Below are 20,609 nucleotides of genomic sequence, written 5' to 3'. Positions count from 1 at the left end.
GGCTTGAACGACAGGAAAACGCCATGCCGCGACCGATGACTCCCGCCCTTGCCGCCGACGCGATCATCGAATTGACCGACCGGCCCGGCCGGCCCATTGTCTTGATCGAACGTGCCTTTCCGCCTCAAGGCTGGGCTATTCCGGGTGGCTTCGTCGATATAGGCGAAACCGTGGAACAGGCTGCCAGACGCGAAGCCCAAGAGGAAACCGGGCTGGAGGTTCGCCTGATTGCCCTGCTGGGGATTTATTCGGACCCCAAGCGAGATCCTCGAGGCCATACCGTAACCGTCGTGTACGTCGCAGAGGCTAGCGGCGAGCCGATAGCCGCAGACGATGCCAAGCATTGCAGTGTGGTGATGCCGGATGAGCTGCCGCAGCCCCTGGTCTTCGACCATGCCCAGGTGCTAGAGGACTACCGGGAATTCCGGGCGACCGGACGAGTGGCGCCGCTGCGATGAACGAGAGCCGGAATCGATAGAGCCTGTAGGCCGGGATGGAAGCTTTGCGAAATCCCGGCGCAATTCCATTCGGCATTCGAGTGAACATTCATCGTAGGATGGGTAGAGCGAAGCGAAACCCATCGATGGCGGGTTAGCCCCTAGTCTCCGCTCGGGACAGGCCCTTCGACAGGCTCAGGACAGGCTCCGCGTAACCCGCCGATGGAAGGTCGCTCGGCGGGTTACGGCGCACGCGAAGCGCAGTGATCGGCGGTCGGTTGGTGCTGATGTGCGCCTAACCCACCCTACGAAAATGAACGCCTGATTGAAAGGGATCTGGAATCAGAGCGCTATCGGTCAAAAGCGGCTTATCAGACCTTCTTCAAAAAGCAGGCCTTCAGCATGAAATTGCCGTTGTCCAGCTTGCAGTCCACTTCGTGGTCGCCGCCGACCAAACGGATGCTTTTCACCTTGGTGCCCATTTTGAGCGTGATGGACGAGCCTTTGACTTTCAGATCCTTGATCAGCACGACCGTGTCGCCGTCGGACAGAACATTGCCGTTGGCGTCTCTAACGACCGCATCCGCGTCGTCGTCGGAGGCCGTAGTTTCCTCGATCGGCCATTCGTAGCCGCAGTCGGCGCACACATAATTGTCGCCGTCCGGGTAGGTGTTTTCTAAAGTGCACTGGGGGCAAGCTGGGATTGTGGACATGATTCCGCTCAAAAATAGTTGGGGCGTGCATTATAAGGGATCGGTAACCGCCCAAGAACGGAATGCATGTGCAACAGAGAATCCAGACCGGCTACGTCGAAGCGGAATGACGGTCATCGCCGTGAACGGCTCCGTCCGGCAAGGCGGCGAAAAGCTCTCTCGAAGCGAGGGTTAGCGTCTCAAATGCTGAACCAATCCGCGCAGCGGCAGGCTCAAAGCCAACGCGCCGAAAACCGTCGCCAGCGACTTGCCCGACAAGCGCTTCTCGTATCCGGGCGTCAGGCGCTCGGGGACCAGATGATAATCCGTCAGATAGGCAAGGCCAGCGACTATCGCTCCGCCCGTCAATGCTCTGGCGACATCGCCCGACTCGGCGGCTCGTCCGAACCAGCGTTCGTAGAGACTCGCCCACAGAACGGCCGCGGCGTGATTGAGCACGAATCCGGTGCCCGTGTATTTGAGACTGACATCGTTCTGCCGGGCGGCCCGGTCGCCCCAAGTGACGTGACTCACGGCGTTCAAAGGCGCCACGGCGCCGGAACGCTCGGCCTTGCCGCACGCTGCCGCCGCGAGCGTTGTGGCAATACCGACGATCGTCCCGGAAATCAGTGCATCGAAACTGCCGTTGCTGTTCGTACGCATTGCTATCTCCCGCCGGCTGTCCGGCTTCCGTGCGATCCTTTCCCGAATTGCTCGCCGTTCCGCTCTACTTCCCTGCGAAACGGCAGTTCGCCCCTTATGAAAAATGACCTTCCGGGCGAACCGGGGTTCCTTCCCGGAGAAGAACGGCCGGACAAACCGCGGCGGGGGCTGCTCGATCGATTCAGGGATAGGAACCGCATCGACAAGCAAATGCGCAACCACGGCCATCTAATAAAGAGCATCGGCCGGTAACGGGATTATCGACATGGCCTTCAACGTCATCGACGTCTTCCTTCTTCTGCTGATTCTGTTCGCCGTCTGGGGTGGATGGCGGCGCGGTTTCATCCTGGGTTTTCTCAATCTTCTGCGCTGGCTGGGCAGCTTGCTTGCGGCCTGGTTCTTTTATCGACCGGTGGCGGATTTACTGGGTTCGAAAACCGGTTTGTCGAACACGTGGCAGCAGCCTGCCGCGTTTCTTCTCATCGTTCTGCTCACCAGCTTGGCCATCGGGCTGCTCGGGAATGCGCTGCTCAAACGCTTGCCGCATGGCATTCACCGACGGCTCTTCAATCACCTGTTCGGCACGCTTCCGGGATTGGCCAACGGGCTGATAACGGCAGCCATCGCCGCCGCCTTGTTGTTCGTGGTCCCGCTGCCGGGCGATCTACGCGAGGATGCCCGCGAAAGCGGGACGGCGAACCGCTTCGCGGTTCTGGTGGAACGGCTGACCACGGCTCTGATGCCGATTTTCGAAGATGCGCTTACCCACGGGCTGAACCGCCGGCTTCCGGTTTACCCGGAATCCGACGAGCATATTTCGTTGCCGTTCAGGGTCGGAGCCCCGCAGCCGAGACCGGCGCTCGAGGAGCAAATGCTTGGACTCGTCAACCGCGAGCGCGCCACGGAAGGACTTTCGCCGCTGAAGATCGATCCCGCCTTGACCGAAGTGGCGCGAAGACATTCGTCCGACATGTTCGCCCGCGGTTATTTTTCTCATTACACTCCGGAAGGCAAAAGCCCGTTCGACCGAATGCGCGAATCGAATGTCGGTTTTCTGATCGCCGGCGAAAACCTGGCTCTCGCCCCCAGCGTTCACATCGCGCACGCCGGCTTGATGAACTCGCCCGGCCACCGCGCGAATATCTTACGGCCGCAATTCGGGCGTGTTGGTATCGGCATCATGGACGGCGGCATTCACGGCTTGATCGTGACGCAAAAATTCCGGAATTGAGCGGCCGGCAATTCAAGCAGGTGCAGACCAATCCGTGTAGTGTACTGTTAAAAGATTCGGGCAGGCGTGCGGACGCCGTCGCTCGCCACTCAAGGTGGACCTTTGTTTTAATCGGACTTGGACATCGCCGTACCGGATAATGTCGAATATCGAGACAGAATTTCTTACTCAGGAGTATGCAGCTTGATGGCGTTTCCCATTGTAGGCATCGGAGCTTCCGCCGGCGGACTGGAAGCATTGTCGGAATTTCTGGCCGACCTTCCCGCCACCAGCGGTATGGCTTTTCTGTTGGTCCAACACCTCGACCCCCACCACGAAAGCGTCCTGACGCAGATCCTCTCGACCAGAACGGCCTTGCCGGTCCAGGAGGCGACGGAGGGGCTCGCGGTCGAACCCGACCACATCTATATCATCCCGCCCAATGCCGTCATGACCCTGGTCCAGGGCCATCTGGCTCTCGCTGCCCGCAACGGGCTTCCCGTGCCGCCCATGCCCGTCGACCGCTTGTTTTATTCCCTCGCGCAAGAGCAGGGGGCCAATGCGGTCGGGGTCATTCTCTCGGGCACGGGCTCGGACGGCGCGCTGGGGATGCAGGCGATCAAGGGTTCCGGCGGTATCACCTATGCCCAGGACCAAGGCTCGGCCAGATTCAACGGCATGCCGAAGGCGGCGGTAGATCTCGGCGTGGTCGATCGGGTGCTGCCCCCGCGCGAGATTGCCCGCGAACTCGCTCGCCTCGGCGGCCATCCATACCTGAAGGTAGACAGTACCGCCTCCGCCGGCGAACCTCCGCCCACGGACGAGGAAACGCTCAACCGGCTCTTTCGTCGCCTCCGCAACGTCTCCGGCGTGGACTTCACCCACTATAAGCGCGGTACCGTGCAGCGGCGACTCGCGCGCCGCCTCGCCCTGCACGGGCTGGATACGCTGCCGGAGTACCTGAATTTGTTGGAAAGCGACACGGCGGAAACCCAGGCCCTCTTTCAGGACCTGCTGGTCCAGGTGACCGATTTCTTCCGCGATCCCGAGTTGTTCGAAGAGTTGAGCCGAACCGTCTTTCCGCGCTTGTTCGAACGCCGTCCATCTCAAGCTCCGCTGCGGATCTGGGTCCCAGGTTGCGCCAGCGGCGAGGAGGTCTATTCCATCGCCATCTGCCTTCTGGAATTTTTGGGCGAGCGCCTGACCCAAACCCCGATTCAGATTTTCGGCACCGATCTCAGCGAGTCCGCCATCGAGAAGGCGCGTACCGGACTTTACCTGGAAAATATCGCCCGCCACGTCTCCGCCGAGCGGCTCCGGCGCTACTTCGTCAAGGTCGGCGGCCACTATCAAATCACCCGCACGATCCGCGATTTATGCGTATTCGCCCGCCACGACGTGGCCCGCGATCCTCCGTTCTCGCGGCTGGATCTGGTGAGTTGCCGCAACGTGTTGATCTATCTCGAGCCGGCTTTGCAGAAGAGGGTGATTCCGCTGTTCCATTACGCCTTGAATCCGGGCGGATTTCTTCTGCTGGGACCCTCCGAAACCGTAGGCCCCTTCTCCGAGCTGTTCAGCTCCGTCGATAAGCGGCTCAAAATCTATTCCAAGGCGATCCTGCCCGGACAGAAGAATCACTTGGCGTTGCTGGAGGAGTATCCCGCGTTGCCGGACCGGTCCCGCCCGAAACAGTTGGCTCTGTCCAGCGAACCCGTGGAGGCGGAGCGCCTGCAACGGGAAGCCGATCGCTTGGCCATGGCCCACTACGTTCCGCCGGGCGTCCTGTGCGATTCAGAGATGAACGTGCTTCAGTTCCGGGGCGAGACCGGTCCGTATCTGGCGAATCCGAGCGGTCCTCCGACTTTCAAGCTGCAGAAGCTGGCCCGGCCGGGCCTCCTCGTCGACCTGAGCAGCGCCATCGAGCAAGCCCGCAAGGAATGGGCTCCGGTGCGGCGGGAGGGCGTGCAGGTGGAACGGCCGGACGGCACCGGCGCGGTAAACATCGAGGTCATGCCGATTCGGATCGCCGGGGCGGAAAACCCGTGGTTTCTGATTTTTTTTGAAGCGCAAGCCTCACTGGTAGTGGACCAAGGCGCAACCATTGTCGGGGAATTTTGGAGTTCGTTGCGTAGCCGAATGCGTCCGGGGAAACGCGCGGAAAGTTTCCGGCCGGAAAGCGAAAAGGATCGCCAGATCCAGAGGCTTACGCAGGACCTCGAAGCGGCCCGCGATTACATTCGGGCCATGCTGGATGCACACGAGACGACGGTGGAAGAACTCAAGGCAACGGAAGAGGAACTGCTATCGAGTAACGAGGAGTTCCAGAGTACCAACGAGGAACTCGAGACCGCCCAGGAAGAGCTGCAATCGAGCAACGACGAACTGCGCGCCCGCAACCGCGAACTCAACGTGCTGAACGACGAGATGCGGCAGGCGCGCGATTTCGCGGAGGCTGTCGTGGAAACCATGCGTCAGCCGCTGCTCGTGCTCGACGGCGATCTCCGTATTCAGCAGGCGAACCGCGCCTTCTACCGGAACTTCAAAACCGCGCGCGAAGCGACCGAGCAGGTCCGGCTCTACGAATTGGGCCATGGGCAATGGGACATTCCCGCCCTGCGCCGGCTTCTCGAAGAGGTTTTGCCCGCCCAGGCCGCTTTCGAGGACAAGGAGGTAACCCAGACCTTTCCCGAACTCGGAGAGCGGACCATGCGTCTAAACGCGCAGGTCCTGCGCTGGAGCGATCAGGAGCGCATCCTCCTGGCGATCGAGGATATCACCGAGCAACGGGCGGCGCTGGACGCGCTCAAAACGGTCGATCGGCGCAAGGACGAGTTTCTGGCCATGCTCGCCCACGAGTTGCGCAATCCTCTGGCGCCCATCCGCAACGCCCTGGAAATCTGGCGGCGCGGCGATGCCGGAGAAGCGGCGGAGAAGCAGGCCCAGGCCATGCTGGATCGCCAGCTCCGCCTGGAGGCGCGGTTGCTCGATGATCTCCTCGATCTGTCCCGCATTACCAGTGGAACAATCGTGCTTCAGAAACAGCCGATTGATCTGACGCATCTGGTGGCGCAGGCGGTCGACGACGCCCGCTTTCAGCTCGACGCGCATCACCATCGGCTCGGCTTGTCGCTGCCGGAGCACGGCCTGTCGGTCGAAGGCGATCCGGCCCGATTGCAACAGATCGTCTCGAATCTTCTGAGCAATGCCATCAAATATACGCCGCCCCACGGCGATATCACCCTGACCCTGGCACACGAAGGGCAGGAAGCGGTGCTCAAGGTCGCCGACACCGGTATCGGTATCAGCCCGGAACTGCTGCCTTTGATCTTCGACCTCTTCGTGCAAGCCGACAAATCCCTCGATCGTGCCCAAGGCGGCCTCGGCATCGGGCTCACGCTGGTTCGCCGCCTGGTCGAATTGCACGGCGGACAGATAAGCGTACACAGTGCCGGGGTGGATGAGGGAAGCGAGTTCACGGTCCGTTTGCCGGCCTTGCCGGAAACGGCCGTCCCTGCCGCTCCGGCGGAAACCGAAGCGGCCCAAGCCATGCCCCTCATGCGCTACCGTATCCTGGTGGTCGATGACAACATGGACACCGCGGAGAGTACGGCGCTGTTGCTGCAACTCGAAGGTCACGAGGTGCAGACGGCACTCGATGGTCCGAGCGCTCTTGAAGCCGCGACGATGTTTCACCCCCAGATCGTCCTGCTCGATATCGGATTGCCGGGTCTGGATGGCTACGAGGTGGCCCGCCGTCTGCGGGCGCTGCCCGAGTTGGAGGGGGCGTTGCTGGTGGCGATGACCGGCTATGGACAGGATGAAGACCGCGACCGATCCCGGACCGCCGGATTCGATGGGCACCTGGTCAAACCGGTCGACCTCGACCGGCTCAAAGCGTTGATGTGGGCCTACCCACGCCGGAAGAAGGCGAACGACGCTGAGGAAACCTCGTGAAAGTGCTAAGAACCATTGATAGCGCTGAAAAATACATCGTCTACGTGCTGGTTTTCTTGCTGCTGATTTCCGTGATTTTGGGGACCCTCGAGCTCAGCCGGGTCGTCATCAAGAACATTATCGAGTCTTCTTTCTTCTTGGTTGATATCAATCGCTTATTCGAATCATTCAGCCTTTTTCTCATCCTGGTCATCGGGTTGGAACTCCTCAAGTCCATCAAAAGCTATCTCGTGCAGGGCTCCATCAACCCGGCCTTCGTGGTGGAAGTTGCCATCATCGCGTTAGGCAACAAACTCATCACCCTGGACCTAAAACATGCAGAGCCCGGCCTACTCATAGGCATTGGAGCTATCCTCCTGGGATTGTCGGCGACCTATCTGGTTCTTAAAAAAGCATTCGGCCCCACGGACGTTCAGACTGGAAATCAATAACTCGATTGACCCGGGTAAACGGGAGGCTCTATGGAAGTGATGTGGTATGTATTGATTGGCCTGGCGGCCGGTTGGCTGGCGGGCAATTGGTCAAAGGCGGCGGGTTTGGCGCCATCGGAGACATTATTGTCGGGGTGTTCGGTGCCGTGTTGGGCGGTGTTCTGTTCGATGTGCTGGGTTTGTCCGCCGGGGGCGGCAGGCTTGGGAGCTTGATTATCGCGACGGTTGGCGCCGTAGCCTTCCTGCTTCTGTTGCGTCTGATCAGAAAGGATTAGGTGCCGGCAACGTCAAAAAGTCGCCTGCGCACGCTGGCGACACGGTGCAAAACCTTCCCGGTCGTACTCGCTCTAATTCGATGAAGGACTAAACATGTTATTCCCCCCGTTTTTAGGATAGGGATAGATGATTGATGGATTGCTCAACATTCCCGGATGGGGACTCATTGCCATTACCCTGGGCCTGACCCACGTCACCATTGCCAGTGTGACCATTTTCCTGCATCGTCACCAAGCGCATCGCGCTCTGAATCTCCATCCTGTCGTCAGCCATTTCTTCAGATTCTGGCTGTGGCTGACCACCGGTATAGTCACCAAGGAATGGGTGTCGATTCATCGCAAACACCACGCCCATTGTGAAAGCCCGCAAGACCCTCACAGCCCCCGCGTCTTCGGCATTCGGAAAGTGCTGTGGGAAGGCGCCGAGTTATACCGGGCCGAAGCCCGCCACGTCGAAACGCTGGACCACTATGGCTATGGCACCCCGAATGACTGGATCGAACGGAACCTTTACAGCCGCTATCGAGGCGGGGGCGTTGCCCTGCTGTTCGTCATCGATGTCGTGCTATTCGGCCTGTATGGCATCACGGTGTGGGCGGTGCAAATGCTCTGGATTCCCTTTTGGGCGGCGGGCGTGATCAACGGCCTGGGCCACTACCGGGGCTATCGCAATTTCGAAACCCCGGACGCCTCCACGAACCTGTTTCCCTTAGGGCTCCTCATCGGCGGCGAGGAATTGCATAACAATCACCACGCGTATCCGGCCTCGGCCCGTCTCGCCCATCGCTGGTGGGAATTGGACATCGGCTGGGTCTACATCCGCCTGCTGCAAAGGTTTCGGCTGGCCGAGATCCGCCGCACGGCGCCTCGAATCCGCCTCGAGCGCGCTCCCAAACCGATCAACCCGGCCACGGTCCAGGCCGTAATGCGCAACCGCCATCATGTCCTGGCTTTGTACGGGCGTCGCGTCGTGCTCCCGGTACTGCGGCACGAGTGGAAGGCCGCTCCTTCCGCCCACCGGCCTTTGCTGCATAAGGTAAAAACGCTTCTGGTCCGGGAGGGCGTCGAACTCGATGAAGCGGCCTGCCAAACCTTAAAACAGGCGCTGAACTTGAGCCGGACGCTCGAGACGATCTACCGTTCCAAACACGACCTGAAACAGCTCTGGATCCGATCCGCCAGCCATTATGAAGCCCGCGTGCAATTGCTCGAGAATTGGTGCCGGCAGGCGGAAGACACCGGCATCGAGGCCTTGGGCGACTTCGCCCGACTACTGCGCCGATATACGCTCCCAAGAGCCTAAGTGCATTCCGCAAATATTTGCGGAATCTCGACTGATTGGCTTGATTGGCGGGGTTGTCCTGCAGGTTGCCTATGCCGCAAGACTTCCCTGAACGTACTTAGACAGCGTTCGAGTCCTTGGCTTGACGCGAAACGCGCGGATATGCGAGCGCTTGGAGTGATAACGATTGAGTTTGATATGCCGAAGCCAAAGAGGTCGTGGGTTAGCTTAGCGTGTGTGCGAGAAGCTACTGCACGGCCTGAGGGCAGCCCCTCGACAAGCTCAGGACGGACCCTTCGACGGAGCTCAGGACAGGCTTGCCTTCGGGCCGCTCGTGACGCTTTCTAAACACCCTCTTAGACTACCAAGGGCTTTGGAGAACGACAGGGCTCGACCTTTCCTTATCTTTTACAGTGAGTGAAGAAAGCAATGCCAGTATTACCCGTCATTCCGGCAGGGAGTGCCGGAATCCAGAGGCCAAGGATGGCCTGCCCTCTACATCCTTGTAACCTGGATCCCGGCAGTCCCAATCGCAAACGGGCCTTTAGTCGGCCCCTTCCATGCCGGGGTGACGATGTGGTTTGACTTTCGTTACGAACAGTAAGCGGGTGGTGATTGGGCATTTCCAGTCGATCTGAGAAAACGACGTGCTGAGCGAAAACCGTGTCGACCAGTGGGCCGGCTTCGCCGTAGTCCTCGTATTGATCCTGGGCTGTTTCGTCGTGCTGCGTCCGTTTCTTTCGGCGATCCTGTGGTCGGTCATCCTGGCCTTTTCCACGTGGCCGGTTTATCAAAGGATCGAATCGGCCGTCGCGGGCCGGAAAGGATTGGCCAGTGGACTGATGGTCCTGATAGTGGCAGCCGTCTTGATTGTCCCCTTGGCGCTCCTCGGCACCAGTTTGGCGGAAGACGTGACCGCGCTCGTGGAGATGGCACGGCAACTCCTCAGTGAGGGACCGCCGACCCCACCCGCGTGGGTAGCCAAGCTGCCGGTTGTGGGTTCGCGTCTGCACGACCACTGGCAAGAGATGGTGGGGAGCGGCGCCCGCTTGACCGAGGCGTTGCTGAAGTACCTCATGCCCCTGCGAGATTGGGCGTTGCGCAGTGCGGCAAACTTCGGAGAAAGTCTCCTGTACTTAAGCCTCAGCGTGTTCATCGCGTTCTTTTTGTATCGGGACGGTGCCGCGTTATCCACAAGGCTGGCCCCCTTATTCACCCGGGTCGGCGGCCAACGGGCGCCGGCATTACTCCATGTGGCGGGGGACACCATCAAAGGCGTCGTTTACGGCGTTATCGGTACCGCGCTGATTCAGGGGATTTTGGTTGGTATCGGGTTGTGGATCGCGGGCATCCCCCGCGTCCTGTTGCTCGGCGTGCTGGCGTGCGTTCTGTCCTTGATTCCCGTCGGTCCCGCATTAATCTGGTTACCCGCGGCCATCTGGCTGTTCGGAAAGGGTTCGACGGGGTGGGCCGTCTTTCTCGTGCTCTGGGGACTTCTAGTGGTGGGGCTCGTCGATAATTTTCTTAAGCCCTATTTCATCGGCAAAGGGAGTCATCTGCCATTCATCCTGGTGTTTCTCGGAACTTTGGGCGGGGTGATGGCCTTTGGCTTCCTCGGCATATTTCTGGGTCCGACCTTGCTCGCCATAGCCTATGCCTCGTTTCAGGAATGGAGTGCCCGGGAAAGAGCTTTAAGTTAGGGAACGGACCCAGCGAAATAGTGGCGTCGAATCCCTTGCAGGAAGACTCAATCTACAGCGAGGGCGGCGACGCGATGATCATGCTCAACCAATAGGTATCGGTCTTGTAACAATGCCAGAGTTGTGTTTCCTCGGTGAACCGGGCGAAGAGTTGGCCATTGGCGTAGACCACTCCATCGGCAACGGAGATTTCATCGAACGGGCCGAAGCTTTCCGAGGTGTTTGCCAGCGCATCCTCAAAATGGATCGACGTCCGGTCATGGCAGGCGTACTGGGTGAAGTGCTGCTGGCCTTGCATATCCCAGAAGTGATTGCTGAATTTGGCGACCACTGTCCCGTTGGGCCCTTGGCTGATGAAATTGCCGGTGATTCGGAAGAAAGGCGCCGGTGCAAGCTTGGTGGTTTTCGCTAGCTGCTCGGATTCGAAGATCAGACTGATCATATCTTGGCTCATCCGCATAATGCTTTCATTTCGATTAGACTGCCGAGGTTTCGTCGGTTCATGCGGCAATCCGATGAAGTCGCAGAAAGTTCTCGAAGCGGCACGGGTGATCGTCGGGAGCATCGACAAGCCGACCGCGCTTCGTCATCTCGATGTCGTTTAAAATGGGAGCATGTTTCCTCTACAAGAACCCGATGCGGGCGAGTCTGGCAGTCTCGACAGGGCCCGGAACCGGGCCGCCTTTCTTGCTATAACAATTAACCAGCAATAGACCCACCATCGACGACCGTCATTCTCCCCTTCCGAACAATGCAAAGAAAGTGGATCTGGATTCTTGCCATCGGCGTGCTCGCTGCCGCCGGCGGAATTTATTGGTGGCGCGAAGGTCCTGTCACGGTCACCGTCGTGACGCCGACTCGCGGGCCCGCGGTGGAGGCGATTTACGCGACCGGCACCGTGGAACCGACGGTCATGCTGCCGATCGCGGCGCGGCAGGCAGGCCATTTGGTTGAACTCAACGTCGATGAAGGGAGTCAAGTGCGTAAGGGACAGGTACTCGCTCGGCTCGACGACGCGGATTTGAGGAACACGGTCGAGGAACTGGCCGCCCGCGTGCGGTTCGCGCGCACGCAGTATCAGCGCTTGCAGGAACTGGTGCGCCGCAATGTCATTGCCAAAGTCGAACTGGACCGGGCGCGCTCCGATCTGGAAGCGGCCGAGGCGGCGCTGGAGCGCGCGCGGGCTCAGCGTGATTTCATGACTCTCACGGCGCCCGCGGACGGCCTGATCATCCGGCGCGACGGCGAGATCGGCCAGTTCATTCCCGCCGGACAGGCCCTGTTCTATCTCTCTTGTTGCGCGCCTTTGCGGGTCACGGCCGAGGTGGACGAAGAAGACATTTTGCGGGTGCATGTGGGGCAGAAGGCGGTGTTGCGCGCCGACGCGCTGCCGGACGAAGTGCTCGACGGCGAAGTCAGCGAAATCACGCCCAAGGGCGACCCGATCGCACGCAGCTACCGGGTTCGCATCCGGCTCGCCGACCCGGAGAAGTTGCAGGTGGGCATGACGGTCGACGCCAACCTGATCGTTTCCGAACGGGAAAATGCCCTGCTGGTACCGTCCACCGCGGTCCAGAACGGCACCATTTGGGTGGTTGAGGACGGGAGGCTACACCAGCAGCCGGTGCGGACCGGCGTAACCGGCGCCGTTCGTACCGAAATCGTCGAGGGACTGTCTCCGGAGGCCCAAGTCGTCGAGACGCCTTCGGAAAACCTTCGCGACGGACGCGCCGCCCGTATCCGTTCGTCATCTCCCGTGCCGGTGTCCTGATGCGCATCCAGCTCCAGGTGGCGCTCACGCATCTTACGGGTCGCACACGCCAGACTTTTGTTTCGCTTACCGGAGTCATACTCGGCGTCGCCTTCTTCCTGGCGGTGTCGTCCCTGATGCGCGGTTCCGAGAAGGACTTCATCAAGCGTCTCATCGACAACAGCCCGCACATCACGGTCTACGACGAATACCGCTTGCCCCGGACGCAGCCGGCGGAGCTGCGCTGGGCGGGCGGCGCGATCCGGATCAGCAACGTCAAGCCGCAGACGGAAACGCGCGGCATCCGCGGTTATCGCGAAAAACTCGAATTCGTGGAGTCCATGCCCGGGCTGAAGGTCGCGCCGGTACTGGTCGGTTCGGCCGTGCTCGTATTCGCCGGCCGGGAGGAAAGCGTCACCCTCTCGGGCGTGGTGCCGGACAAGATGAAGACGGTGTCGACGCTCGAGGAGAAGATGATCGAAGGCTCGATCGACGCGCTCGCGGCCAATCCGAACGGAATCGTCGTCGGCACGGGGCTGGCGCAGAAATTCAATCTCGGCCTGGGCCGCAACGTGAACGTGGTCGCCGCGAACGGCGCCAGCCGTCCGATGAAGGTGGTCGGCATCTTCCGCACCGGCAACGCGAACTACGACGAGACCCAGACGTTCACCTTGCTGAAGCGCGCCCAGGTGATGTTCGACCGGCCCAATCGGGTTAACCGCTTGATCATCCAGCTCGACGACCCCTACGAGGCCCGCGATGCCGCCCAGCGAATCGAAGCGGTCGCCGGCTACAAGTCGGTGTCGTGGATCGAAGCCTCCGAGGACATCTTGAGCGTGCTGATCGTACGCAACATCATCATGTACAGCGTCGTGTCGGCGATCCTCATCGTGGCGTCCTTCGGGATATATAACACCCTGTCGACCATCGTGATGGAAAAGACCCGCGATATCGCGATCCTGAAATCCATCGGCTTTCACGCCCGCGATGTACGCCTCATCTTTTTGCTCGAAGGGGGCATCATCGGCGTGGTGGGCAGCGTATTCGGCCTGGTTCTGGGGGCCGGACTCATGAAGCTGCTGTCGACCATCGAGTTCAGGCCGCCCGGCATTACGGAAAAAGTACAGATGCCGATCTGGTGGGGACCGGAACAATTCGCCATCGCCACCGCTTTCGCCCTCGCCTCGTGCATTCTCGCCGCCTATCTGCCGGCACGCCGCGCGGGCCGCGTGCATCCCGTGGAGATTCTGCGGGGTGCCGCATGACGGCGGTTCTCCGCGCCGAGCATCTGGGGCGCACGCTGGCCGGAGAAGTTTCGGTGACCCTGGTGGAGGACATCAACCTCGAGATCGAGCGGGGCGAATTCGTCTGCATCATGGGGCCTTCCGGTTCCGGCAAGTCCTCGCTGCTCTATCTGCTCGGTCTGCTCGACGTTCCCACCTCGGGGCGGGTGTGGCTGGACGGCGAGGATACTTCGGCGTACGGCGAGAACGAGTTGGCGAACCGCCGGCTGGAGAAACTGGGATTCGTGTTCCAGTTCCATTTCCTGCTCGCCGAGTTCTCGGTGCTCGACAACGTTACGCTGCCGATGCGCCGGCTCGGCAAGCTCGGCGATGCCGCGATCCGTTCGCGCGGCATGGAGTTGTTGGCTCGGCTGGGCGTCGCCGAGCAAAGCGCGAAACATCCGCACCAGCTCTCGGGGGGGCAGCGTCAGCGCGTCGCCATCGCCCGCGCGCTGGCCAACGATCCCCTGGTCGTTCTGGCCGACGAGCCGACCGGCAATCTCGACTCGGTATCGAGTGCCACGGTGCGGCAGATTCTCCACGATCTGGCTCACCAAATGGGCAAGACGGTGGTCGCCGTGACCCACGACGCTGCATTCGCTTCGGCCGCCGACCGGCGCATCGGCCTTGTCGACGGCAAAATCAACGCCGACTGGCGGCCGGCGTAGTTTCAGTCGAATTCTCTTCTTCTATTGCCGGATCCAGGCCGATTTACCAAAGCCGGCCGCCGAGATTGATTTCTTTCAAAACGCCTCTGGCTGTCCACGCGGCAAAACCCTACACTGGCTAGTGGGCCGCTCGGTCGTGTTCAAGCTTGGTCCGATCGATCTAAAAACAATGAGCTACAAAGATCCGAAATCTGGAGGAATGCCGCGATGTCTTGGTATATCCGTATGCTTGCTTTTCTAGTCAAATGCGCCGCCTGGGCTAAGAAGAACCTCGAGAATACCGCTTACTGGAACGCCAAGTTCGACCGGTTCGCGAGACTGTTCTCTCGCTTGTCGGGGCGGCCCTTGGCTTTCAACATCGCAATGATCGTGATCCTGGTATGGGTCGTCAGCGGACCGATCTTCGGATTCAGCGATACCTGGCAGCTGGTGATCAATACGGCGACCACCATCGTGACGTTCCTGATGGTATTCCTGATTCAGCACACCCAGAACCGGGATACCGAAGCCCTCCAAGTGAAACTGGACGAACTCATCCGTGCCATCGAAAAAGCCGATGACACGCTGTTGGATTTGGAAGAGCTGGAAGAAGAGGAATTGGCGATACTGCGCAGCAAATACGTGACCCTCGCGCGCGTGGCCCGCGAAAAGGCGAGGGCCGAAACGAAAGTGGATTCCACCGCAGGCAATCCATGAGGAGCTAAGTACATTCCGCAAATATTTGCGGAATCTCGACAGATTGGCTTGATTGGCGGGGTTGTCGTGCAGGTTGCCTATGCCGCAAGACTTCCCTGAATGTACTTAGAGCGTTTTCATCTCGCTCGTACGGCAAAACAGGCCTGCTGGAGTCGTTGGCGCCTTCGGCCAGGGTAGATCGACTCAAGCTTTCGTAGGTCGGCAATCCTTTGCCGACGAACCCGTTGCGCCGGGAATGGATTCCCGACCTACTCGCGAGTCCCCGTAGGTATGAAAATGCTCTAGCTTGAACGACGCGGTAGTGCCGAGCTTTCCGGTCGGCTAGGGCGCGGTTATATCCCGCGTGGCCGGATTCGGCAGGAAATCGTTGCCAATGTCGGAACTACTGAAGCCGCGCCCTGGCTGATCATAACCCGGCTCAAGGCCAATTCTCGCGGGGCCGGCTTCAGGTTTCTCCAAGTCCATTGGCATATGAAAGGGGTTCCGTTACTTCCGGCACTTCCCCGGCTTTTCGGTTTCAATCTCCTCGACCGAGCCTCCCTCGTACTCGACCTCCACGCAAGCTCCAACCACCAGAGGGCCGTCGTCTTCCTCCAACTTGGTTTTTTCCGTCACCACGACCTCGCGACCGCCTATCATCCAGGTGCCGACCTTGCCTTCGGGACGCTTTTCAATGGTGCCGTAGAACTCTTCGCCCGCTTGGATGCTCGGCGATACCCAGAGGACGGCGCTAGCTAGCAACAGCATGCTTATCAGGTGTTTCATCGTTCGCTCCTTTTTGAATGGTCCCGTTTTTTTGGACAATCATCGCGTACCGATAATTCGTCCATCCGAGCCAGGCCGAGCATCATGACGCCGGCATTATGGCCGGACAGACCGAATTAGAGCATTTTCCGATCCGGTATCAGGGAGCCTGATATGTAGGTCGGCAATCCCTTCCCAGTCGCAAACGGTCGCTTTAGTCGCGACCCTTCCAATCGCAAACGTCGCTTTAGTCGCGACCTTCCAATCGCAAACGGCCGTCCTGGGAGCGCCAGGACGCCCCTTCCGACAAAGTCCTTTGCCGAGCCGATAAGTCGGCAAGGGATTGCCGACCTACGTTCTTCCCGCCCGACACGAATCCGTACACCGGGTTGAAAAACACTCTAAGTCTCCGATCGCCAATATGCTTGACGACCGAAGTGGCCGATTATTCCTCTTTCATGTGGCGGACTCCGGACCATGTGACCACATGGGATAAATCCATCCGCCGCAGCAGTTCCTGGATCACGGTTTCCACCCTATCCGGTTCGTCGTAAAACTCGATCACTAGGGGCAAATCCAGGGACAGGTCGACCAGTGAGGCCGTACGGATTTTTCCGTTTCGACTGAATCCTGTCATGCCCCGCAGTACGGTGACGCCGGCCACCCGTTCCTCTTCGTGCAGGAACTTCATGAGCTTGGACAGGATATGTTCGCCTTCCCTAAGATAAATCCGCGCTATGGTGACTTGCTGATGTGCCATAACCAGTTTCCCGTGAGTGTGCCCAACCAGACCGCCGTAACGCCGAGCAGGGCATTCACGGCGAAGATGCTCAATAGACCCTGAAACTCCGCCCGAATTTCGGGCAATTGGAATGCGAGCCACAAGGTCGCCGCCAGGGTCATCACACCGAGCAGACTGATCAAGACAATCGCCCGGTACAGGGTAGACAGATCGAAGTAAAGAAAAACGAATTCGGCCGCTGCGGCCAGGGTAAAGGCGATCGTCAGGGCGAGCGCCAGGCCGCCGTACGGAAACCCGTGCCCGAGCCAGGGATAGAGATCGGAGGCAAATATCTGCCGGCCCAGTACCAGTCCGATCCAGACTGCCGCGAGACACAACACGGCGCTCAAGAAAATATTCAATCCGGCTTTGGCGAGATTGCCTTCTTCGAACAGGTACAAGGTTTCGATGGCAAAGGTCGAGAAGGTCGTGTAGGCGCCCAGGAACCCTACCAGAATCGCCGCCCGGTATTCGACGGCCAGCGAAAATCGTTGCAGCATCAGTTCGGTGAGGAATCCCATCAGAAACGAGCCCGATACGTTCACGAACAGGGTGCCGTGAGGAAAGCCTCGACCCAGCCAGGCGTAGATGCCGGTGGCGACCAGGTAACGCGTCACGGCTCCGAGCGATCCGCCCAAGGCGATGGCGAAGAGTTGGCTCATCATATCTAACTCAAAGCTCGAATCATCAACACTATTCCGGCGATGGCCAGAAAACCCGCGAAGATGCGGCGGTACCTGGCTTGCTCGATGTGCGTGTAAAGCATTTCGTCGGTCAGCAGAAAAACCAGAGCGCCGACTACCAGATAGATTGCATTTTCGGCAAAAGGCACATCGATCTGCGACCGGCTGAACAGCCACAAGGTGAGGATTTGCGCCACGGCAAAGGTGGCGTAGGAAGCCGCAACGGTGACGCGGGCCACATCCTTTGCATAGTCCTTGTGGTGCACCAGCGCCGTGAGGAGCGAGCCGCCCAGATTGCTGAGCCCGTGTACAACGCCCATGGTCGCGAAGTAAGCCTTTTCGTACTTCATCAGGGCGTCGATGGCGCGGGTCACGGTCGGCGAATATTCCTTCAAGGCGATGAGCAGCAGAAACGATCCGATCAACACGCCGATGTTGATCCGGGTATGAGTCACCAGGAACAGAAAGAGCGCGATGGGCGGCAGCGTCAGAAACAGCACGTTCCGGTAAAAGGTAAAATCGATGTGGGCATGGTGCTTCGCGATCTGCAACAGATTGATGGCGATCGAAATCGGCAGCAGCACGATAAGCACGTCCACGAATTCGTAACCGAGCAGCAACAGGATCGGCGTGCCGAACAGCAAGACGCCTGCGCCGAAAATGGACTGCACGGTGGCCGTGGCGACCACGGTCAGCAGAATGTCGACCGACATGAATTCCCCCTAGGCTTGATCTCGTTGGCTTCCGCCACTCGTTAAACCGGGCTTCGCGCAGTCAGGGAAGCCCGGATGTCATAGGCTTTCCCCAAGCTGCCGTTCGCCCCGTAATGTTTTTATGGCGCGCCATTGTAAACCTTCAGGCTACAGAAGGTATCGGAACGGGTGCGTCGGGCGGGCTCTTTGTCAGCTCGAATCCCGTGTCGCGAAGCCGCTCGCCATTCGATCGGGTCACGTCGGCCTCGGCGCCGCACCGAAGCCGCCGGGCGCGCATCGGAATTCACGGGCACAGCCTCGCCGTCCCCGGCGTCAGGCGCCCAGGCGATCGCCGGCGGAGAGCGCCGTGGCCGGCGGGACGCGCCGGCCGTCGACCGTGATCACCTCGAGCCGAAGCCACGCGTCCGCGCACGCGGCCCACACTTCACCTCCGGGCATCGTCTCGATCGTCCCCGGCGGCGCAGAGCTCGGCTCTCCGGTGGGCGAGGTTTTCACGATCCCGATCTCCCGAGTGCCGGCCCGCGTCTTCGGTGCTCCCCACGGAGACGGGAAGGGGAAATAGCAAAAGGCGCGGACGAAGCGGTCGACGTCGGCGGCGGGGCGATCCCAAGACAGCGTGCCGCCCTCGGGGATTACCCTGCCGAAGTATTCGCGCATCGTGAGATCTTGCTCGATGTGGGGAATGGAGGCCGGGTCGAGGGCGGCCGCGGCGACCAGAGTGGAGAGGAGAGAGAGACCCTCTTCCACGCAGCGCAGGCCCACCGAAAATGCGGTGTCGCTTTCGGTCAGGTCGAAGAGCGTCTGATAGGCGATGGGTCCGGTATCGATGCCGGCGAACATGCGATGAACGGTGACGCCGTACCGGTGTTCGCTGCGGAGGATGGCCCAGCCCGGCGCGTAGAGACCGGCATAACGGGGCAGGGGGCCCGGGTGCACGTTGAACGCGCCGATCCGGGGGGCCTCCAGGATCGAGCCATTTACGACGTGCAGCGAGTGGACGTTGAGCAGGAGGTCCACATTCTCTTTGCGGAAAATGTCGGCGAGAGCGGCGTCCTTGACGGCCGAGGCGGGCAAGAGACAATGTCCGCGCCTTTCGGCGTACGACCACAAGGCCGATTTGCGCGTGTCCGGAGGCGACGTGAGCACCATCGCAACCCGGTGTCCGCTTTCGTCTAGCGCCTTCAAGGCGCGGAGCCCCGCACCTTCCTCGGCCACCAGGGCAATATTCAAGCGATATTGCTCGCTCACGGGTGCCATTCCGTAGCTTCCCATGCAAGATGCGGTCATCATGAGTAGATCCCTTACAACATGAATTTCAGATCAACGCGCTTCTTCGATTTCCCCGGATTCGGGAGCCGGTGATTCTGTCGACGAGTCGCGGGTTTCTTCGGAAGCGCTCGGGTTGCGAACGCGATGCCAGTCGTATGGAAGCACAAACGTATCGAAGACGGCCGAAAAAGGCAGATCGAAAATAAGGACGGATGCCACCAGTCCGTTGAGCCATGCGGATGCCGAACGCTCGCCGCCGAAAATTTCGCCGATCTCTTTCGCGTCTTGCCGAACGCCGGGGTAAACCGCCCACTCGTTTTCGAGTATCTCGGTCCTCGCCCGTATGCTCGAGCAACCGGCGGCCAGGGCGATCACAAGAACAATAACGGCCCATTTTCCAACGTCAACTTTCATCGCGTTTCCTTATAAACGAATAGAGGTGTCACGGTTATATGGAAGCCGAGCTTTCGGGAACGGATTGACGAATCATCCGATCCTGGAGAAGCAAAGAGAGGGGCGGTAGAGGCTTCCGAAATGAAGGCGGTCTCCCGGCGGACGAACATCTCAATCCGGTTGTCTGTCAGGCGAGGCCCGCTGGCACCGCCATCGGCTCGAGCATCAGCATCATGAAGCTAGGTCAAACTAGCTCTTGATGTCAAATTTCGTCAATAGGGTGTTCTCCTGGCTGGACGGCGTTAGACCTTGCATTTCGCATTTTCATCTATGCTTGAGCTAAACCACTGAGGTCGGGGGCGCCGGGCGGCCGATCATGACACAGGGCGAGGGTAAATGAGCCTTATGTCTCTACGGTTTTTATTGCACTTCTGACGCAACGATCAAGTAGAAGAGGACCATCATTCATGCATTCGACAACCCCATTTACCGGCTCGGCGAAAGTGCTTGAAGCCGGGTACCCCACGGTCGATATTGCCAACGCCTTGAACATCGTGCGTCCCAGCCTCGGGGATGATGCCGGTGTGGCGCTCTTCAGACTGCTGAGACTGGTGGCGATCGAAGATATCCTCGGCAGGGGTGCCTCGGCGATGGCCTATTACGCCGGCAAAAAACTGGGCATGGGTCTTGGAATCGGCAAGCTCGAAGACTTTCTCGGGCTCTGCGCGGCCCTCAAGATCGGAATCATCGAAGTCCCCTTGCTGACCGAGGACAAGATTCATGTCGATGTCTACGAATGCGTCACGTGCAGCGGTCTCCAACCCGTGGGGCGTACACTCTGCCATTTTGAGGGAGGGCTGATCGCCGGGGTCGTGGAGCACGTAACGCGAAGACGCACGCAAGCCGTGGAGGTAAGCTGCATCGGCGGATTGGGCGACCGTACCTGTGGTTTTGATCTCGAACTCCTCGGCGAGATCAAATAGCC

The 20,609-nt window shown here is 59.8% G+C and carries 21 protein-coding genes; 12 read left to right on the top strand and 9 right to left on the bottom strand.

Annotated elements, in window-relative coordinates:
* The first annotated feature begins 23 nt into the window (after positions 1-23).
* On the top strand, positions 24-458 hold the full coding sequence (locus JOD69_RS10515) for an NUDIX hydrolase (protein WP_077731503.1): 435 nt from the start codon (positions 24-26) through the stop codon (positions 456-458).
* A 350-nt stretch (positions 459-808) separates the two neighbouring features.
* On the opposite strand, the gene JOD69_RS10510 is transcribed toward JOD69_RS10515, so the two are convergent.
* Entirely contained in the window at positions 809-1,150 is a 342-nt protein-coding gene (locus tag JOD69_RS10510) for a zinc ribbon domain-containing protein YjdM (protein WP_156881080.1), read from the bottom strand.
* Between the two features lie 171 nt (positions 1,151-1,321).
* Positions 1,322-1,792 carry a hypothetical protein gene (locus JOD69_RS10505; protein ID WP_133718704.1) on the bottom strand — a complete coding sequence of 157 codons (471 nt, stop codon included), beginning with the start codon at positions 1,790-1,792 and terminating at the stop codon, positions 1,322-1,324.
* A gap of 265 nt (positions 1,793-2,057) precedes the next feature.
* Here JOD69_RS10505 and JOD69_RS10500 point away from each other — a divergent pair, with 265 nt between their 5' ends.
* The 6 genes from JOD69_RS10500 (at position 2,058) to JOD69_RS10475 (ending at position 10,644) form a co-directional block, all read left to right on the top strand.
* Complete coding sequence (locus tag JOD69_RS10500; RefSeq protein WP_086134929.1) at positions 2,058-3,023, top strand: CvpA family protein; 966 nt, start codon at positions 2,058-2,060, stop codon at positions 3,021-3,023.
* Between the two features lie 186 nt (positions 3,024-3,209).
* On the top strand, positions 3,210-6,956 hold the full coding sequence (locus tag JOD69_RS10495; RefSeq protein ID WP_210023925.1) for a chemotaxis protein CheB: 3,747 nt from the start codon (positions 3,210-3,212) through the stop codon (positions 6,954-6,956).
* The gene (locus JOD69_RS10490; RefSeq protein WP_077731498.1) at positions 6,953-7,387 is read left to right on the top strand and encodes a phosphate-starvation-inducible PsiE family protein; all 435 of its coding nucleotides are present in this window, start codon (positions 6,953-6,955) and stop codon (positions 7,385-7,387) included. Before JOD69_RS10495 ends, JOD69_RS10490 begins: the two co-directional genes overlap by 4 nt.
* 41 nt (positions 7,388-7,428) lie before the next feature.
* Positions 7,429-7,662: a GlsB/YeaQ/YmgE family stress response membrane protein gene (locus tag JOD69_RS25050; RefSeq protein ID WP_210023924.1), complete on the top strand. Its 234-nt coding sequence runs from the start codon at positions 7,429-7,431 to the stop codon at positions 7,660-7,662.
* 127 nt (positions 7,663-7,789) lie between these two features.
* Complete coding sequence (locus JOD69_RS10480; protein WP_077731496.1) at positions 7,790-8,965, top strand: fatty acid desaturase; 1,176 nt, start codon at positions 7,790-7,792, stop codon at positions 8,963-8,965.
* A 626-nt stretch (positions 8,966-9,591) separates the two neighbouring features.
* Positions 9,592-10,644, top strand: coding sequence for an AI-2E family transporter (locus JOD69_RS10475; protein WP_086134926.1), 1,053 nt, complete (start codon positions 9,592-9,594; stop codon positions 10,642-10,644).
* Positions 10,645-10,696: 52 nt separating this feature from the next.
* On the opposite strand, the gene JOD69_RS10470 is transcribed toward JOD69_RS10475, so the two are convergent.
* A complete protein-coding gene (locus tag JOD69_RS10470) occupies positions 10,697-11,098 on the bottom strand; it encodes a hypothetical protein (RefSeq protein ID WP_133718698.1) in 402 nt (133 codons plus the stop codon).
* Between the two features lie 297 nt (positions 11,099-11,395).
* On the opposite strand from JOD69_RS10470, the gene JOD69_RS10465 reads away from it, so the two are divergent.
* The 4 genes from JOD69_RS10465 (at position 11,396) to JOD69_RS10450 (ending at position 15,041) form a co-directional block, all read left to right on the top strand.
* The gene (locus JOD69_RS10465) at positions 11,396-12,415 is read left to right on the top strand and encodes an efflux RND transporter periplasmic adaptor subunit (protein WP_077731493.1); all 1,020 of its coding nucleotides are present in this window, start codon (positions 11,396-11,398) and stop codon (positions 12,413-12,415) included.
* Positions 12,415-13,659 (top strand): ABC transporter permease, encoded by a 1,245-nt coding sequence (locus JOD69_RS10460; protein ID WP_086134925.1) that lies wholly within the window; start codon positions 12,415-12,417, stop codon positions 13,657-13,659. The genes JOD69_RS10465 and JOD69_RS10460 overlap by 1 nt, the downstream gene beginning before the upstream one ends.
* On the top strand, positions 13,656-14,345 hold the full coding sequence (locus JOD69_RS10455) for an ABC transporter ATP-binding protein (RefSeq protein WP_086134924.1): 690 nt from the start codon (positions 13,656-13,658) through the stop codon (positions 14,343-14,345). The genes JOD69_RS10460 and JOD69_RS10455 overlap by 4 nt, the downstream gene beginning before the upstream one ends.
* 207 nt (positions 14,346-14,552) lie before the next feature.
* Positions 14,553-15,041, top strand: a complete 489-nt coding sequence (locus tag JOD69_RS10450; protein WP_086134923.1) for a low affinity iron permease family protein — start codon at positions 14,553-14,555, stop codon at positions 15,039-15,041.
* A 486-nt stretch (positions 15,042-15,527) separates the two neighbouring features.
* Here JOD69_RS10450 and JOD69_RS10445 read toward each other — a convergent pair whose 3' ends face one another.
* The 6 genes from JOD69_RS10445 to JOD69_RS10420 form a co-directional block, all read right to left on the bottom strand.
* Positions 15,528-15,806, bottom strand: a complete 279-nt coding sequence (locus JOD69_RS10445; RefSeq protein ID WP_086134922.1) for a DUF5666 domain-containing protein — start codon at positions 15,804-15,806, stop codon at positions 15,528-15,530.
* A 424-nt stretch (positions 15,807-16,230) separates the two neighbouring features.
* Positions 16,231-16,545: a DUF190 domain-containing protein gene (locus JOD69_RS10440; RefSeq protein WP_077728544.1), complete on the bottom strand. Its 315-nt coding sequence runs from the start codon at positions 16,543-16,545 to the stop codon at positions 16,231-16,233.
* The gene (gene crcB / locus JOD69_RS10435; RefSeq protein WP_205780654.1) at positions 16,521-17,231 is read right to left on the bottom strand and encodes a fluoride efflux transporter CrcB; all 711 of its coding nucleotides are present in this window, start codon (positions 17,229-17,231) and stop codon (positions 16,521-16,523) included. Before crcB ends, JOD69_RS10440 begins: the two co-directional genes overlap by 25 nt.
* Before the next feature lie 2 nt (positions 17,232-17,233).
* A complete protein-coding gene (locus tag JOD69_RS10430) occupies positions 17,234-17,962 on the bottom strand; it encodes a TSUP family transporter (RefSeq protein ID WP_086134921.1) in 729 nt (242 codons plus the stop codon).
* 312 nt (positions 17,963-18,274) lie between these two features.
* The gene (locus JOD69_RS10425; protein WP_086134920.1) at positions 18,275-19,252 is read right to left on the bottom strand and encodes a formyltransferase family protein; all 978 of its coding nucleotides are present in this window, start codon (positions 19,250-19,252) and stop codon (positions 18,275-18,277) included.
* A gap of 30 nt (positions 19,253-19,282) precedes the next feature.
* Positions 19,283-19,645, bottom strand: coding sequence for a YceK/YidQ family lipoprotein (locus JOD69_RS10420; protein WP_077728547.1), 363 nt, complete (start codon positions 19,643-19,645; stop codon positions 19,283-19,285).
* Between the two features lie 446 nt (positions 19,646-20,091).
* Between JOD69_RS10420 and JOD69_RS10415 the strand changes: the two genes are divergently transcribed.
* The gene (locus JOD69_RS10415; protein ID WP_077728548.1) at positions 20,092-20,607 is read left to right on the top strand and encodes a V4R domain-containing protein; all 516 of its coding nucleotides are present in this window, start codon (positions 20,092-20,094) and stop codon (positions 20,605-20,607) included.
* Positions 20,608-20,609: the final 2 nt, after the last annotated feature.

The sequence above is a fragment of the Methylocaldum sp. RMAD-M genome (assembly GCF_017832375.1).
In the GTDB taxonomy this organism is placed as follows: Bacteria; Pseudomonadota; Gammaproteobacteria; order Methylococcales; family Methylococcaceae; genus Methylocaldum.
The sequence above is the reverse complement of the archived record's forward strand: the minus strand, read 5'-3'. Positions and strand labels throughout refer to the sequence as shown.